Source organism: Pseudomonas sp. TH10 (assembly GCF_016651255.1).
In the GTDB taxonomy this organism is placed as follows: domain Bacteria; phylum Pseudomonadota; class Gammaproteobacteria; order Pseudomonadales; family Pseudomonadaceae; genus Aquipseudomonas.
In genome coordinates, this window is record NZ_JAEKEG010000031.1 from 1 (window position 1) to 16,733 (window position 16,733).

The window sequence follows — 16,733 nt, forward strand, 5'->3', positions numbered from 1 at the left end:
CTGGAAGAAATGATGGTGCAGTCGGAAAAAATGCTCTCGGTCGGCGGCCTCGCCGCCGGTATGGCCCACGAGATCAACAACCCACTCGGCGCGATCCTGCACAACGTGCAAAACATCCGTCGACGGTTGTCGGCGGATCTGCCGAAAAACCTCGAAACCGCCGAGCAACTGGGCATCGAACTGGACACGGTCAACCGCTACCTGCAAGGCCGCGAAGTGCCCAAGCTGCTCGACGGCATTCAACAGGCTGGCGCCCGCGCGGCGAAGATCGTCACCCATATGCTCAGTTTCAGCCGCCGCAGCACCCGGCAAATGGCCCCGTGCGATCTGCCGGCGCTGATCGATCAAGCAGTGGAAATTGCCGGCAACGACTTTGATCTGGCCATCGGTTTCGACTTCAAGGGCCAGGCAATCGTCCGTCAGTTCGACCCGGCGCTCGGCCCGGTGCCGGGCACCGCCAACGAACTTGAACAAGTGCTGCTCAATCTGCTGAAGAACGCCGCGCAGGCGATTCACCAGCGCGAGGACGACAGCGAGCCCGGGCGGATCATTCTGCGCACCAGACTCAATCCGCCGTGGGCCGAGATTCAGGTCGAGGACAATGGCATCGGCATGAGCGAGAGTGTGCGCAAACGCACCTTCGAGCCGTTCTTCACCACCAAGGAAATCGGCCAGGGCACAGGCCTTGGTTTGTCGGTGTCGTACTTCATCATCACCAACAATCACAAAGGCCAGATGGAAGTGCAGTCGGCGCCCGGCCAGGGCACCTGCTTCACCCTGCGCCTGCCGCTGGCGCAACCGGCGGCCATCGCGGCCGAAACCAATCAACTACCGAGGTAACCCATGGGCTTTCGCTTGTCGAAGATTTACACCCGCACCGGCGACAAAGGCGAAACCGGCCTGGGCGACGGCCGCCGCGTGCCGAAGGATCACCCACGCATTGAAGCGATTGGTGAAGTCGATACGCTGAACAGTCAGGTCGGCGTGTTGCTCGCAGGCCTGATCGCCGAGCGCGAGACTTATCCGGGATTGAATGAACTGATCGACGTGTTGGCGCCGTGTCAGCATCGTCTGTTCGATTTGGGCGGCGAACTGGCGATGCCGGAATATCAGGCGTTGAACGCGGCGGAGATCGAACGGCTCGAAGCGGCGATCGATGTGTGGAATGAGGAGCTGGGGCCGCTGGAGAATTTCATTCTGCCCGGGGGTTCGATGTTGATTGCACAGGCGCACGTGTGCCGTAGTCTGGCACGCAGTGCCGAGCGGCGCTGCCAGCATTTGAATGCGCTGGAGCCGTTGGCCGGGGTTGGCCTGGCGTATATCAATCGGCTGTCGGATTTGTTGTTTGTGGCGGCGCGGTTGATTGCGCGGCGGCAGGGGATTGCCGAAATATTGTGGCAGCCTGCGGCTAAACCTTCAGATCTGTAGCGCCTGATCGGCCGCCATCGCTGGCAAGCCAGCTCCCACAGGGTTTTGGGTCGTTCACTAACACTGTGTTCACCAAAATACCTGTGGGAGCTGGCTTGCCAGCGATGAGGCCAGTGGCCTTTTACAAAGGTTCAGGCCAGAACGCGCGAATCCCTGCCACGCCTTGAGCCCCTGAACTCCAGGCCTTCTCCCGCTCCGCCGGGCCAACCCCGCCCAGCAGAAACACCGGTTTGCTAAACCCTTCGATCAATGTCGACGCCTGCTCCCAGCCCAGCGGTTGCGCATCCGGGTGCGTCAGCGTCGGTTGCACCGGCGACAGCGTCACAAAATCCACGCCCATCTGCTCAGCCAACGCCAACTCTTCAGCGTTGTGGCACGAGGCCGCCAACCAGCGCTCCGCCGGCAACGGACGGCCTGCGGCTGCGTATTTACGCAGCTGAGCGGAGGTGATGTGCCAACCGGCGGAAGGAAAATCGCCGAGCCATTCAAACGGCCCCTTGATCATCAGTTGCGCCTTGCCGGCACACAACCCGGCAGCATCCACCGCGAGGTCACGGTACTTGGGGTCGTAACCATTCGGGGCGCGCAACTGGATCAGTTTGATCCCACTGGCAATCGCTTTCTGAATACCGCGCAACAAAGCCGGGGTTTCCAGATCTTCCGGGGTAATTAGGTACTCCGCGGGCAAACGCGCTGCAGCAACAATCGGCTGGTTGGCGGCCGGGAACTCGTAGCCCGCCAGCTCTTTCGCGGTCACCCAGACCAATGGCTGGCCTTCGGCACCATGAGGCTCGCCGCTGAAGCTCGACACTTCCCAGACATCCAGCAATACTTGCTTGTCAGGATAATCGTGGCGGACCTTGATCAGCGGGCGCGCTGCGCCGACCACAATTCCCAGCTCTTCATGAAGCTCGCGAGCCAAGGCAGTTTCGACGGACTCGTCAGCCTCGACCTTGCCACCCGGGAATTCCCACAGACCGCCCTGGTGCTGGGTATCGGCGCGCCGGGCGATCAGTATCTTGCCACTGCTGTCACGAATAACCGCAGCCGCTACATGTACGCGTTTCACTGCCCAACCTCCTTCAGACCTGCTTTCTGCCAGGCCTTGAAAGCTGGCCATTGGTAGATCGTATCGATGTAGGCCTCATCCTCGGCCGGTACTTTCACCTGATAGGTGCGCAGTCGCACAGCAATCGGGGCGAAGAACGCATCGGCCAGGCTAACCTTGCCAAACAGGAACGGACCGGCGTCGGACGCAGCGGCCCGGCACTGCGCCCATAACGCCAGCACTCGTTCGATGTCCTCCTGGACTTCAGTCGGAGCCGACACCAGTGGCGCGTCGCGGCTGAGGTCAAACGGCATGTTGGCCCGCAAGGCGAAGAACCCGGCGTGCATTTGCGCGCAGGCCGAGCGGGCCTGGGCCCGGGCCGCCACATCGCTGGGCCAGAGGCCAGCATCCGGGAACTGTTCGGCCAGGTACTCGGCAATCGCCATGGAATCGGCGATGGTGCCATGCCTGGTTTTCAGCAGCGGGACTTTGCCGGTCGGCGAGTGTTTGAGCAGTCGTTCACGAGTGTCAGGCTGGTTCAGCTTGATCAGTTCTTCGCTGTAGGGGGCTTTGGCCAGGTCAAGCGCCAGCGCGCCGCGCAAGGACCAGGAGGAATACAATTTGTCGCCGATGATCAGGTGGAGGCTCATGTTCGGGACCCTTGGATAAGAGGTATGGGCCAGATTTTTCAGCGTCTGGTCGACCGTCATCGCGGGCAAGCCCACTCACACAGGGTCAGCGCAAATCCTGTGGGAGCGGGCTTGCCCGCGATGGGCCGGGTCGCGCTCGACCGACCCGGTCTGACTTAAGTACGGTATTCGGCGTTGATCTTCACGTACTCATGCGACAGGTCGGTGGTCCAGATGGTTTCGCTGCAATCGCCGCGGCCCAACTCGATACGGATGGTGATCTCTTCCTGCTGCATCACCGCCGAGCCTTGCGCTTCAGTGTAGGTCGCTGCGCGAGCGCCACGGCTGGCGATGCACACATCGCCGAGGAACACGTCGATCTTGCTCACGTCCAGATCCGGCACGCCGGCACGACCGACGGCGGCGAGGATACGGCCCCAGTTCGGATCTGAAGCGAACAGCGCGGTCTTGATCAGCGGCGAGTGCGCCACGGTGTAGCCGACGTCCAGGCATTCCTGATGATTGCCGCCACCATTGACTTCAACGGTCACGAACTTGGTCGCGCCTTCGCCGTCACGCACGATGGCCTGGGCCACGTCCATGCACACTTCGAACACCGCTTGCTTCAACTTGGCGAACAGCTCGCCTTCGGCACGGGTGATTTCCGGCAATGCAGCCTTGCCCGTGGCGATCAGCATGCAGCAGTCGTTGGTCGAGGTGTCGCCGTCGATAGTGATGCGGTTGAACGACTTGTTGGCGCCGTCGAGCATCAGGTTATGCAGCACATCGCGGGACACTTTGGCGTCAGTGGCGATGTAACCCAGCATGGTCGCCATGTTCGGGCGGATCATGCCCGCGCCTTTGCTGATGCCGGTGACAGTGATGGTCACACCGTCATGCTCGAACTGGCGGCTGGCGCCCTTCGGCAAGGTGTCGGTGGTCATGATCCCGGTGGCGGCCGCTTCCCAGTTGTTTTCCGACAGATCGTCCAGCGCCGCTTGCAGCGCGCCTTCGATCTTCTCGACCGGCAGCGGCTCACCAATCACACCGGTGGAGTACGGCAGAATCTGGCTGGCATCAACGCCAGTCAACTCGGCCAGTTTCGCGGTGGTGCGCTCTGCAGCAGCCAGGCCAGGCTCGCCAGTGCCGGCGTTGGCATTGCCGGTGTTGGTCAGCAAATAACGCACGGCGTTCTGTACGCGCTTTTTCGCCAGAATCACCGGTGCCGCACAAAAGGCGTTCAATGTGAACACGCCGGCCACGGTCGAGCCTTCGGCGCAGCGCATCACAACGACATCTTTGCGCCCGGGGCGCTTGATGCCGGCCGAGGCGATACCGAGTTCAAAACCGGCAACCGGGTGCAACGTTGGCAAAGGACCAAGACCAACAGCCATGAATGCGCTCCTTACTCAATGATGTCAGCACCGCCACTCACAGGGACGGTGGTTTAAATGGCAAAACGCCGCGACGGCTTATGCCGGTCGCGGCGCGGGTATTTCAACGATTGAAACGGGTTTTACTGGATCTGCCCGTGGCAATGCTTGAATTTCTTGCCCGAACCGCAGTAGCACAGTTCGTTGCGGCCCAGCTTCTGCTCGTTGCGCACCGGCGCGGTGGCGAGGGCGACATCAACCTCTTCACCCAATGCTTCCGGCTGGTCGAGACCAGGGGCTTCGGCGTGTTCGAACTGCATGCGGGCGGCCAGATCTTCGGCTTCCTGACGCAGACGTTGTTCTTCGACTTCCGGATCTTCGCGGCGAACCTGAACGTGCGACAGCACACGGATCGAGTCGCGCTTGATCGAATCGAGCAGCTCGGAGAACAGCGTGAACGACTCGCGCTTGTATTCCTGCTTCGGGTTCTTCTGGGCATAGCCACGCAGGTGGATACCGTGACGCAGGTGATCCATGGTCGACAGGTGGTCTTTCCACAGGTCGTCCAGCACGCGCAGAACGATTTGCTTCTCGAAGGAGCGCAGTGCGTCGGCACCGGCCTGGTCTTCTTTCTCGTTGTACGCGGCAATCAGCTCGGCCATCAGCTTCTCGCGCAGGGTTTCTTCGTACAGGTGATCGTCTTCGTCGAGCCATTGCTGGATCGGCAAGGCAACACCGAAATCACTCTGCAATGCAGCCTCAAGACCGGCGACGTCCCACTGCTCCGGCAGCGATTGCGGCGGAATATGCGCGCTGACGGTGGCGTTGAGTACGTCCTGACGGAAGTCAGCGATGGTCTCACCGATGTTGTCGGCGGCCAGCAACGTGTTACGCATGTGATAAATCACTTTACGCTGCTCGTTGTTGACGTCGTCGAACTCGAGCAGTTGCTTACGAATGTCGAAGTTACGTCCTTCAACCTTGCGTTGCGCCTTCTCGATCGCGTTGGTCACCATGCGGTGCTCGATCGCTTCGCCGGGCTGCATGCCCAGGGCTTTCATGAAGTTCTTCACCCGGTCAGAGGCGAAGATGCGCATCAGGCTGTCTTCCAGCGACAGGTAGAAGCGGCTCGAACCGGCATCGCCCTGACGGCCGGCACGGCCACGCAGCTGGTTGTCGATACGGCGGGATTCGTGACGCTCGGAGGCAATTACCTGCAAACCGCCCGACTCCAACACTTGCTGGTGGCGCTTCTGCCAGTCGGCCTTGATCTGCGCGATCTGCTCAGGGGTCGGGTCTTCCAGCGACGCGACTTCAACTTCCCAGTTACCGCCCAACAGGATGTCGGTACCACGACCGGCCATGTTGGTGGCGATGGTCAGTGCGCCCGGACGACCGGCCTGCGCGATGATCTCGGCTTCTTTTTCGTGGAACTTGGCGTTCAGAACCTTGTGTTCGATGCCTTCCTTCACCAGCAGCGCGGACATGTGCTCGGAAGTTTCGATGGTCGCAGTACCTACCAGTACCGGACGACCAGCCGCCATGCTTTCCTTGATGTCGGCGACGATGGCCGTGTACTTCTCTTCGGCCGTCAGGAACACCAGGTCGTTGAAGTCTTTACGCGCCAAAGGCTTGTTCGGCGGAATGACCATGACTTCCAGACCGTAGATCTGGTGGAATTCGAACGCTTCGGTGTCAGCGGTACCGGTCATGCCGGACAGCTTGGTGTACAGACGGAAGTAGTTCTGGAACGTCGTCGAGGCCAGGGTCTGGCTCTCGGCCTGAATGTTCAGACCTTCCTTGGCTTCGATGGCCTGGTGCAGGCCTTCGGACAGACGACGGCCCGGCATGGTACGACCGGTGTGTTCGTCGACCAGTACGACCTGACCGTCCTGCACGATGTATTCAATATTGCGATTGAACAGTTTGTGCGCACGCAGACCGGCATACACGTGGGTCAACAGGCCCAGGTTATGCGCCGAGTACAGGCTCTCGCCTTCAGCCAGCAGGCCAACGCGGGTGAGCATGTCTTCGATGAACTGGTGACCGGCTTCGTTGAGTTCGACCTGGCGGGTCTTCTCGTCAACGGTGTAGTGGCCAGCCTTGGTGACTTCGCCTTCGACTTCTTCGACGTGCAGCTCCAGCTGCGGGATCAGTTTATTGATCTCCATGTACAGCTTGGAGCTGTCCTCGGCCTGACCGGAAATGATCAGCGGGGTACGCGCTTCGTCGATGAGGATGGAGTCGACTTCGTCGATCACGGCAAAATTGAGTTCGCGCTGGAATTTTTCTTCCATGCTGAACGCCATGTTGTCGCGCAGGTAGTCGAAACCGAATTCGTTGTTGGTGCCGTAGGTGATGTCGGCGGCGTAAGCGATGCGCTTCTCTTCCGGCGGCTGGAACGGCGTCACGACGCCGACGGTCAGGCCAAGGAATTCATACAGCGGACGCATCCAGTTGGCGTCACGACGGGCCAGGTAGTCGTTCACGGTCACAACGTGCACGCCCTTGCCGGACAATGCGTTGAGGTAAACGCCCAGGGTCGCCACGAGGGTTTTACCCTCACCGGTACGCATTTCGGCGATTTTGCCTTCGTGCAGGGTCATGCCACCGACGAGTTGTACGTCGAAGTGGCGCATACCCATGATGCGCTTACCGGCTTCACGGGCGACCGCAAAGGCTTCTGGCAATAGCTTGTCGAGGGTTTCCCCTTTGGCGATGCGGGCCTTGAACTCATCGGTCTTGGCGCGCAATTGATCGTCCGAAAGGGCCACCATTTGCTCTTCGAAGGCATTGACGAGCTGCACCGTCTTGAGCATGCGTTTGACTTCACGCTCGTTCTTGCTTCCAAAAAGTTTCTTTAACAAAGGCGCAAACATATCGGCAGGATCTTCCACACTAAAGGGATGGAGGGCGGCCCCGTGAGTCGCCCGAGCAGCCCTCATGGCCGCATGCGAACGAGCATTCTACCCGGAAACGGTGGTGAGGAAAGTGGCGATATTCCACGATGCTGGCACTGCGCTTTGACGGGGCTCACTTACAATAAGGCCTTTTCTGCCAGTTTCAACCCGGACAAGTACGAAGTTAACCATTGATTTAATGGATAAAGCGTCACCAGGACGATGGATGGGGTGCGGCGCAGTGCCTTTCTGCTACCATGGCGCTTCTGTTACTTCAGGTGTTCGATCATGGCATTTCGCCCTCTTACGGCCAGAGCACCCGCCGTTCTATTACGCGAAGCCAAGCCGCTCAAAGCCATCCTCGGCCATGCCCAACGTCTGGGTCATCTGCAACGCCTGCTCGAAAGCCAACTGCAACCCGCCGCCCGCGAGCATTGCCACGTCGCGTCGTGGCGTGAGGGCAGTCTGTTGCTGATTGTCACCGATGGCCACTGGGCCACGCGCCTGCGTTATCAGCAGAAACGCTTGCAGCGGCAATTGCAGATGTTCGATGAGTTTGCCAGTTTGACGCGGATTCTGTTCAAGGTGCAGCCACCGACCGTTCAGCAAGGTGCTGCGGGGCATACCATCAGTTTGTCGACGGATGCCGGGGCGACGATCCAGGCTACGGCCGACGGGATCAGTGATCCGAATCTTCGGGCAGCGCTGGAACGGCTGGCGGCTCACGCCAAACCAAAGGTTTAACGGCAAGATCAAAGATCGCAGCCTTCGGCAGCTTCTACGTAGGAGCTGCCGAAGGCTGCGATCTTTTGCTTTCAGCGGCGTTTGTTGCCTCCGAGCAACGACCCCATCAACCCCCGCACCAACTGCCGCCCCAGTTGATTGGCCGCCTGACGCATCGCCGACTTGAGCGCCTGACCCGCCGCCGTGCCAAGGAATTCCCCGGCCTTGTCGGTGAAGCTTGGCTCTTCAGCGCCTGCCTTGCCCGGTGTGGCTTCAGGCTCCGGCGCCAAGCCCTTGCGCCCCATCAGCACTTCATAGGCTGACTCGCGATCGATCGGCTTGTCGTAACGGCCTTTGAACGGCGAGCCGGCGATCAGCATCGTGCGCTCGATCTCGGTCAGCGGTCCGATCCGCGACTGCGGCGGCGCTACCAGCACCCGTTGCACCATCGCGGGAGTGCCTTTGTCCTGCAAGGTGCCGACCAGCGCTTCGCCAATGCCCAACTCAGTCAGTACCGATAACGTATCGATCGCCGGATTCGGCCGGAAGCCGTCTGCCACCGCACGCAGGGATTTCTGCTCCTTGGCGGTGAATGCGCGCAAGCCATGCTGGATACGCAACCCCAGTTGCGCCAGCACGTTGTCCGGCAAGTCCGCCGGCGACTGCGTGACGAAATACACCCCAACGCCTTTCGAACGGATCAACCGCACCACTTGCTCCAGGCGCTCCTGCAAGGCCTTCGGGGTGTCGCCGAACAACAAATGCGCCTCATCGAAAAACAGCGCGAGCAACGGTTTGTCGGCATCGCCGCGCTCAGGCAGCTGCTCAAACAACTCGGCGAGCAACCACAACAGGAACGTCGCGTAGACTTTTGGTGCCTCGTGAACCAGACGGCTGGCATCGAGCAAATGAATGCGTCCACGGCCATCGGCGGCCGGTTGCAGAATGTCTTCGAGTTGCAGCGCCGGCTCGCCAAACAGCGCTTCGGCGCCCTGTTGCTCCAGCGTTGCCAGACGGCGCAAGAGCGCCTGGCTGGAACCGGTGGTCATCAGCGCGGCGTCTTCACCGAGCATTTGCGGGTTGTCTTTGAGGTGATTGAGCAGCGCTTTCAGGTCTTTCAAGTCCAGCAGCAACAGGCCTTCCCGATCCGCGACTTTAAAAGCGGCATACAGCGCCGCCTGCTGACTGTCGGTCAGCTCCAGCAGACTGCCGATCAGCAGCGGGCCCATTTCACTCAACGTAGTGCGCAGTGGATGACCGGACTGACCGTGAATGTCCCACAAGGTCACCGGATAAGCCTGCGCCTTGTAGTCGAGCCACGGCATCCCGGCGATGCGCTCCGCGACCTTGCCCTGCGGGTTACCGGCGGCACCGAGGCCGCACAGATCACCCTTGATGTCAGCGGCGAATACCGCCACGCCGGCGTCGCTGAAGGCTTCAGCCAAGCGCTGCAATGTCACGGTTTTACCGGTACCGGTCGCACCGGCGATCAGCCCGTGGCGGTTCGCCAGGCGCATGCCCTGACCGATCTGTTGTCCCGCGAGATCGGCGCCGATTACGAGTTGCGATGAGTCAGGCATTTTGTCACCTATGGTTAATCTTTGATTCGCTGTGGCCGATACAGGGGATTGAAGAGCGTCGGTAATTTCCTACAGAAAAAACGGAGCTGTGCGCTTGTGCTCGTCACCACCCACTTTCGCGTTCTCTAATAAAAGCACGCCCAGGACATTAAGACCTTAGCGGAACCCCAAGCCATGAACAAAAATCTGCGCTTCAGCCATAAAATTTTGCTTGCCGCCGCCCTCATCGTCATCGCCGCTTTCGCCTCGTTTACCCTGTACAACGACTGGTTACAGCGCAACGCGATCCGCGATGACCTGCACAACTATCTCAACGAGATGGGCGAGGTCACTGCCGGTAATATCCAGACCTGGCTCAGCGGACGCATTCTGCTGGTCGAGAACGCCGCCCAGAACATCGCCATCAACCCCGAACCTGCCAACGTCGCCAGTCTGCTGGAACAGAAAACCCTGACCTCGACGTTCATGGCCACCTATCTGGGCGACGCCACCGGGCACTTCACCATCCGCCCGGACACGAAAATGCCCGACGGTTTCGATCCCCGCGTACGCCCTTGGTATAAAGGTGCCGAGAGCAGCAGCACCTCGACCCTGACCGAACCTTACATCGATGCGGCCACCGGGCAGACCGATCATTTCCATTGCCACTGCCTCGAAAAAGGCCGGCCAGAGCGTCGGCGTGGTGGGCGGCGACCTGAGCCTGCAAACCCTGATCGATACCCTCAGCGCCCGGGATTTCGACGGCATGGGTTACGCGTTCCTGGTCAGTGCCGATGGCAAGATCCTGGTTCACCCGGACAAAACGCTGGTCATGAAGACGCTGAGCGAGGCCTTTCCCCAGGGAGCGCCGCGTTTGAGCAGTGACTTCAGCGAAGTGGAAGTCGATGGCAAGACCCGCATCGTCAACTTCGCGCCGATCAAAGGCCTGCCGTCGGTGAACTGGTACATCGGTTTGTCGGTGGACAAAGACAAGGCTTTCTCGATGCTCAGCCAGTTCCGCACCTCGGCAGTCATTGCGACAGTGATTGCCGTGGCGATCATCATCGCGCTGCTCGGCATGCTGATCCGTCTGCTGATCCAGCCGTTGCACGTGATGACCCGCGCCATGGAAGACATCGCCGACGGTGAAGGCGACCTGACCAAACGCCTGACCATCGTCAATAACGATGAGTTCGGCATCCTCGGCACCGCGTTCAACCGTTTTGTCGAACGTATTCACGGCTCGATCCGCGAAGTGTCGTCGGCGACCGGCCAGGTCAACGAGGTCGCGCTGCGCGTGGTCGCTGCGTCGAACTCGTCGATGTACAACTCGGATCAGCAAGCTTCGCGCACCAGCAGCGTGGCCGCCGCGATCAATGAACTCGGCGCCGCCGCTCAGGAAATCGCCCGCAACGCCGCTCAGGCTTCGAGCCAGGCCAGTGACGCGCGTGGTCTCGCCGAAGACGGCCAACAAGTGGTGGATCGCAGCATCAAGGCGATGAATCAACTGTCGAGCATGCTCAGCGCGTCGAGCAGCAACATCGAGTCGCTGAACAGCAAAACCGTGAACATCGGCCAGATCCTCGAAGTCATCACCAGCATTTCCCAGCAAACCAACTTGCTGGCACTGAACGCGGCGATCGAGGCGGCACGCGCCGGCGAAGCCGGACGTGGCTTCGCCGTGGTCGCCGATGAAGTGCGCAACCTGGCGCATCGCACCCAGGAATCGGCACAGCAGGTGCAGACCATGATCGAGGAACTGCAGGTCGGTGCACGGGAATCGGTGAGCAACATGAGTGACAGCCAGCGTCACAGCCAGGACAGCGTGGACATCGCCAACCTTGCTGGCGAACGCCTGAACAGCGTGACCCTGCGCATCGGCGAGATCGATGGCATGAACCAGTCGGTAGCCACGGCGACCGAGGAGCAGACGGCGGTGGTGGAATCGATCAACGTCGACATTACCGAGATCAACACGCTGAACCAGGAAGGGGTGGAGAACCTGCAGTCGACGTTGCGGGCTTGTTCGGATCTGGAGCAGCAGGCGGCGCGTCTCAAGCAATTGGTCGGAAGCTTCCGTATCTGACATCAGAACCGACGCCATCGCGAGCAGGCTCGCTCCCACAGGTTAACGTCCAGACTTGTGGGAGTGATCCTGCTCGCGATGGCGCTCTCAAATCAAACACAACGCCAACTGCGCAGCCACCCGGCAAACCCCAACCGAACATCTATCCTTCAAAAAGGTCAACCAAGGGAGAACAACGGACCGGAGGGATGCTCATCGTGCATATCGCTGACATAACCATGTTCTACGCCCCTGCCAGCGGTGGCGTGCGCACGTATCTGGATGCCAAACACCGACGCCTGGGCATCAAGCCCGGCATTCGCCACAGCCTGCTGATTCCCGGCGCCCACCTGGGTGAACAGGACGGCGTATACACTGTTCCCGCCCCCGCCCTGCCCTTCGGCAAAGGCTATCGTTTTCCCGTTCGCCTCGCCCCCTGGCGAAATGTCCTGCAGGATCTGCAGCCCGACCTGATTGAAGTCGGCGACCCTTACCTCACGGCCTGGGCAGCCCTGGACGCGCGACGTCAGCTGGATGTTCCGGTGATTGGCTTTTATCACTCGGATTTGCCGCTGCTGTGCAGCAATCGCATGGGCAACTGGGTGACACCCAATGTCGAAGCCTATGTCAGGAAGCTGTATGGCAACTTCGATCGGGTACTCGCGCCCAGCCAGGTCATGGCCGACAAGCTGATTGGCCTGGGGGTGAAAAATGTCTATGTGCAGCCTTTGGGCGTCGACCTGCAAACCTTCCACCCTGGTACTCGCGACACGGGGCTGCGGGCGGAACTGGGCATTGCCGAAGACAGCCGCCTGCTGATCTTTGCCGGTCGCGGTTCCAAGGAAAAACCTGCCCGTGCTGCTCGATTGCATGAAGCGACTGGGCCCGCGCTTTCACCTGCTGCTGGTGGGTTCATCGATGCCCGCGCTCGTGCCGGATAACGTCACGGTGATCGATGAGTTCTGCCCGGCGCCGCAAGTGGCTCGCCTGATGGCCAGTTCCGATGCACTGCTGCACGCCGGCGATCAGGAAACCTTCGGCCTGGTGATTCTCGAAGCCATGGCCAGCGGTATCCCGGTAATCGCTGTAGCGGCCGGGGCCTTTCAGGAAATCGTCACCGACCAGTGCGGCCTGCTCTGCGCACCCAACAGTCCGGCGGCAATGGCCAGTGCCGTCCACGCGTTATTCAGTTCGGGCAGTACGGCCCTGGGTCAACAGGCTCGCCGTCATGTGGAACAGCATTACGCCTGGGATACGGTGGTCGACAGCCTGCTGGGGCATTATCATGCTGTGTTGGGTACGCAATGGCCGCTGATCGCCAATGGTTGAATCCGCGAATCCTCCCTGCCTGCTGCTGGTGCTGCACGATGTCGCACCGCAGACCTGGCCCGACTATCAGCCTTTCGTCGAAGCTGTCGATGCCCTGGGCGCGGTGCCGATGACCTGGCTGGTGGTACCGGACTTCCACAAACACAATGACCTGCAAGCGCACCCGGACTTTCGCCGACTGCTGTCCCACCGTTTGGCCCGGGGTGACGAACTGGCGCTGCACGGCTATTTTCATTGCGACGAAGGTTCACCGCCGAGCACCCCACGAGACTGGTTCATGCGCCGTATCTACACCCACGAAGGTGAGTTCTATCACCTGACCGAGCAGCAAGCGCTGTCCCGCCTGCAGGCTGGCATCGAGATGTTCCGGCGCTACGACTGGCCCCTGGAAGGGTTCGTCGCGCCGGCCTGGTTGATGAGTGCCGGAACACGGCAAGCCCTGCGCCAGTTGCCGCTGAGCTACACCAGTGATCCACAGCACCTCTACCGCCTGCCCGACTTCAGCGTTGTGGACGCGCCGGGACTGGTGTGGAGCGCCCGCAGTGCCTGGCGTCGCGGCCTGTCGAAGTGGCTCAGCGACCGCCGGGAGCAACGCTGGCAGCAAGCGCCGGTGATTCGCCTCGGCCTGCATCCAGTGGACATGCGCCACCGGTTTTCCCGGGATTACTGGCTGCAAACCGTCAAGCGTCTGCTGGATCAGGGGCGTAGGCCGCTGACCAAGGCCGACTGGTTGCGACTGCCAGACGCAGCTGTCGGTCGCCGCGCATGAGCCGCGTCATTCTTCTGCTCGTCGCGCTGTTGGTGGCGGTGCTGATCCCGTCCCTGCTGGGCGGGAATGAAACCTGGTATCGGTTGCGGCATTTCCCCTGCACTGGCTGCTGATCATGTTCGGCATGATTCTGTCGTGCTGGGTCCTGAACACCCTGCGCCTGCGGCTGTTATTGGGCGATCAGTGTCACAAGGTCGGCCGGCTGAAAAGTCTTGGGGTGGTGATGGCCGCCGAGTTTGCCTATTGCGCTACGCCTGGAGGCAGCGGCGGACCTCTGACGATCATGGCCTTGCTCTCGCGCCAGGGCGTTCGCCCGGCCAGGGGCAGCGCGGTGTTTGCGATGGATCAGCTCAGTGACCTGGTGTTCTTCCTGTGCGCGCTGAGCGGGATCCTGATCTACGCACTGTTCCAGCACCTGAGCCAGCGAATGGAATGGCTGTTGATGGTCAGCGCCATTTCAATGTTTGGCGGCCTGGTCAGTTGCGTCGCGGTGGCGCGCTACCACCGACTGCTGATCCGCCTGAGCGGCCGCCTGCTGGCGCGTCTCAATGTCAAAGCCTCAACGCGCCTGCGCTGGGCACGCAAACTCCTGCACTTTCTCGCCGCATTCACCGACACCCTGAAACTTCCCCGTCAGACGCTGATCAAGGTATTTGCACTGACCTGCCTGCATTGGGGTTTGCGTTACAGCGTGTTGTACCTGGCCGTGCGTGGCCTGGGGGCGGACTTGCAGTGGGCCTGGACGTTCCTGATCCAGATGCTGTCACTCAGCGCCGGGCAGTTCAGCCTGTTGCCCGGCGGCGCCGGAGCGGCAGAACTGACCTCGGCCGCGTTGCTGGCGCCGATGGTGGGCAAGTCGACGGCGGCGGCGGCCATCCTGATCTGGCGGGCCGTGACTTATTACTTCTATCTGGTGGTGGGAGGACCGGTGTTCTTTTTGCTGCTGGGGCGGCCGCTGCTGAGGAAGTTGATGAGGTTCAAGCAGGCTTAGGGGTGGTTTGCCCCGAAGTTTCCACGGGGCCCAAATCCTCGTCCTCTGGATGCAACGTCTCCCACAACTCCCGCGCGCCTGGAAACTCGGTGCCATCCTCCGGGCTCATGTCCTCCGGGTCGTATCGACTCAAACACCCTTCGCCCAACGTAGCGGGAGCCTTGGAAGTGGCTTTGTCGAGTGGATCGCTCATCAGGCTTTTCCTCTGGGTAGAAACGGCGAAGGGCCTGGAGCGATTGAACGCCCAGACCCTTCGTTTTTCAAGCTCGCGCAGGTTCGATCAGAACACCACAGTCTTGTTGCCGTGCACCAGCACGCGATCCTCGAGGTGATAACGCAAGCCGCGGGCCAGCACCATCTTCTCGACATCACGGCCGAAACGCACCATGTCTTCAATGCTGTCGCTGTGGCTGACACGCACCACATCCTGCTCGATGATCGGGCCGGCATCCAGCTCTTCGGTGACGTAGTGGCAAGTCGCACCGATCAGTTTCACGCCACGCAGGGAAGCCTGGTGGTACGGCTTGGCGCCGACGAACGACGGCAGGAAGCTGTGGTGAATGTTGATGACCTTGTGCGCGTATTCGCGGCACATGTCCGGCGGCAGGATTTGCATGTAGCGCGCCAGCACCACCACTTCAGCATCGTGCTGTTTGACCAGACGCGACACTTCGTTGAACGCCGGTTGCTTGTCCTGCGGATTGACCGGGACGTGGTAATAAGGAATGCCGTGCCACTCGACCATGCTGCGCAGGTCATCGTGGTTGGAAATCACGCAGGAAATTTCGCAGTCCAGCTCGTCGCTGTGCCAGCGGTGCAGCAAATCCGCCAGGCAGTGGGATTCGCGACTGGCCATCAACACCACGCGCTTCTTCTGCTCGGTGTCGGTAATGCGCCAGTCCATCGAGAACTCTTCAGCGATCGGGGCAAACTTCTCGCGTAATTCTTCAATACCGAAAGGCAACGAATCGGCACGAATCTCGTGACGCATGAAGAACCAGCCGACCTGATTATCCGAGTGGTGGCTCGCTTCGGTGATCCAGCCATTGTGGGCTGCCAGAAAATTACTGACTTTGGCAACGATGCCAACGCGGTCCGGGCAAGAAATCACCAGCCGAAAAGTGCGCATGAGGGGGAAACTCCAGAACTTCGCAAAGGCCGCCATTCTAGCGACTGCGCGGAAAAACTGCAGTATTGATGAGCGCCGGCCTGGCTCGCGCGTCAGAACACGGCTTTTTGACGGCGATAAACGTCAACGTGATGGCGCCGTAATGGCACCTACTCAACACATAATTGTGAATATGGGTGATGACTGCATCACACTATTTAACTGAACAATCAATTTACGGCTATTTCCCGCAACTAATTTAAATAAAAAGTCCGGTTAAATGTTTACTTGATGAAACAGCCTGACTATTATTGCGACACTGTCCCCTGCCATTCAACACCTCCACGTAAGGTAGTTCACATGTCCTTGATCAACGAATATCGCGCCACCGAAGAAGCTATCAAAGAGCTGCAAGCCCGTTTGAAGAACCTGTCGCAAGACGACAAATTGCAAACCGAGCTGGAATTCGAAGGCAAACTGCGCACCCTGATGGGCGAATACTCCAAGTCGCTGCGTGACATCATCGCGCTGCTGGATCCAGAATCGAAAACCAAAGCACCCCGTGGCGGCGCAGTAAAAACTACTGGCACCAAGCGTGCTCGCAAAGTTAAACAATACAAAAACCCGCACAACGGCGAAGTCATCGAAACCAAAGGTGGCAACCACAAAACTCTGAAAGAGTGGAAAGCCAAGTGGGGCGGTGACGTGGTTGAAGGCTGGGCTACCCTGCTGGGCTAAGCCGCAACGCCCGTCGCTGACCGATCAGTGACAAAAAAAGAAACGCCAGCAAATGCTGGCGTTTTTTTATGCG

At 60.1% G+C, this 16,733-nt stretch carries 13 protein-coding genes and 2 pseudogenes; 8 read left to right on the forward strand and 7 right to left on the reverse strand.

Features of this window, described 5'->3' with window-relative positions:
* Positions 1-840 (forward strand): sensor histidine kinase (locus JFT80_RS04345; protein ID WP_242482786.1); only part of this gene is annotated, 840 nt, incomplete at its 5' end.
* 3 nt (positions 841-843) lie between these two features.
* A complete protein-coding gene (locus JFT80_RS04350; RefSeq protein WP_201147042.1) occupies positions 844-1,428 on the forward strand; it encodes a cob(I)yrinic acid a,c-diamide adenosyltransferase in 585 nt (194 codons plus the stop codon).
* Positions 1,429-1,549: 121 nt separating this feature from the next.
* Here JFT80_RS04350 and JFT80_RS04355 read toward each other — a convergent pair whose 3' ends face one another.
* From JFT80_RS04355 to secA, 4 genes are all read right to left on the reverse strand, one after another.
* On the reverse strand, positions 1,550-2,497 hold the full coding sequence (locus tag JFT80_RS04355) for a Nudix family hydrolase (RefSeq protein WP_201147043.1): 948 nt from the start codon (positions 2,495-2,497) through the stop codon (positions 1,550-1,552).
* Positions 2,494-3,126, reverse strand: coding sequence for a glutathione S-transferase family protein (locus JFT80_RS04360; RefSeq protein WP_045058283.1), 633 nt, complete (start codon positions 3,124-3,126; stop codon positions 2,494-2,496). Before JFT80_RS04360 ends, JFT80_RS04355 begins: the two co-directional genes overlap by 4 nt.
* A 155-nt stretch (positions 3,127-3,281) precedes the next feature.
* Complete coding sequence (gene argJ, locus JFT80_RS04365) at positions 3,282-4,499, reverse strand: bifunctional glutamate N-acetyltransferase/amino-acid acetyltransferase ArgJ (RefSeq protein WP_038366685.1); 1,218 nt, start codon at positions 4,497-4,499, stop codon at positions 3,282-3,284.
* A 122-nt stretch (positions 4,500-4,621) separates the two neighbouring features.
* On the reverse strand, positions 4,622-7,357 hold the full coding sequence (secA, locus tag JFT80_RS04370; RefSeq protein WP_201147044.1) for a preprotein translocase subunit SecA: 2,736 nt from the start codon (positions 7,355-7,357) through the stop codon (positions 4,622-4,624).
* Positions 7,358-7,666: 309 nt separating this feature from the next.
* Here secA and JFT80_RS04375 point away from each other — a divergent pair, with 309 nt between their 5' ends.
* On the forward strand, positions 7,667-8,122 hold the full coding sequence (locus JFT80_RS04375; protein ID WP_201147045.1) for a DUF721 domain-containing protein: 456 nt from the start codon (positions 7,667-7,669) through the stop codon (positions 8,120-8,122).
* A gap of 71 nt (positions 8,123-8,193) precedes the next feature.
* On the opposite strand, the gene JFT80_RS04380 is transcribed toward JFT80_RS04375, so the two are convergent.
* Positions 8,194-9,681, reverse strand: a complete 1,488-nt coding sequence (locus tag JFT80_RS04380) for a helicase HerA-like domain-containing protein (protein WP_201147046.1) — start codon at positions 9,679-9,681, stop codon at positions 8,194-8,196.
* A 610-nt stretch (positions 9,682-10,291) separates the two neighbouring features.
* On the opposite strand from JFT80_RS04380, the gene JFT80_RS04385 reads away from it, so the two are divergent.
* From JFT80_RS04385 to JFT80_RS04400, 4 genes and pseudogenes are all read left to right on the forward strand, one after another.
* Positions 10,292-11,746, forward strand: a complete 1,455-nt coding sequence (locus JFT80_RS04385; RefSeq protein WP_374091322.1) for a methyl-accepting chemotaxis protein — start codon at positions 10,292-10,294, stop codon at positions 11,744-11,746.
* A gap of 188 nt (positions 11,747-11,934) precedes the next feature.
* Positions 11,935-13,054: pseudogene (locus JFT80_RS04390) on the forward strand (glycosyltransferase family 4 protein).
* Entirely contained in the window at positions 13,047-13,823 is a 777-nt protein-coding gene (locus JFT80_RS04395; RefSeq protein ID WP_122840132.1) for a DUF2334 domain-containing protein, read from the forward strand. Before JFT80_RS04390 ends, JFT80_RS04395 begins: the two are co-directional and overlap by 8 nt.
* Positions 13,820-14,814, forward strand: a pseudogene (locus JFT80_RS04400) (YbhN family protein). The gene JFT80_RS04395 and the pseudogene JFT80_RS04400 overlap by 4 nt, the downstream one beginning before the upstream one ends.
* Here JFT80_RS04400 and JFT80_RS04405 read toward each other — a convergent pair.
* Both JFT80_RS04405 and purU read right to left on the reverse strand, forming a co-directional pair.
* Positions 14,801-15,007, reverse strand: a complete 207-nt coding sequence (locus tag JFT80_RS04405; protein WP_201147047.1) for a hypothetical protein — start codon at positions 15,005-15,007, stop codon at positions 14,801-14,803. The pseudogene JFT80_RS04400 and the gene JFT80_RS04405 sit on opposite strands and share 14 nt — an antisense overlap.
* Before the next feature lie 87 nt (positions 15,008-15,094).
* The gene (gene purU / locus JFT80_RS04410) at positions 15,095-15,943 is read right to left on the reverse strand and encodes a formyltetrahydrofolate deformylase (protein WP_201147048.1); all 849 of its coding nucleotides are present in this window, start codon (positions 15,941-15,943) and stop codon (positions 15,095-15,097) included.
* Positions 15,944-16,282: 339 nt separating this feature from the next.
* Here purU and mvaT point away from each other — a divergent pair, with 339 nt between their 5' ends.
* Positions 16,283-16,660, forward strand: coding sequence for a histone-like nucleoid-structuring protein MvaT (gene mvaT / locus JFT80_RS04415; RefSeq protein ID WP_007933316.1), 378 nt, complete (start codon positions 16,283-16,285; stop codon positions 16,658-16,660).
* Positions 16,661-16,733 lie beyond the last annotated feature (73 nt).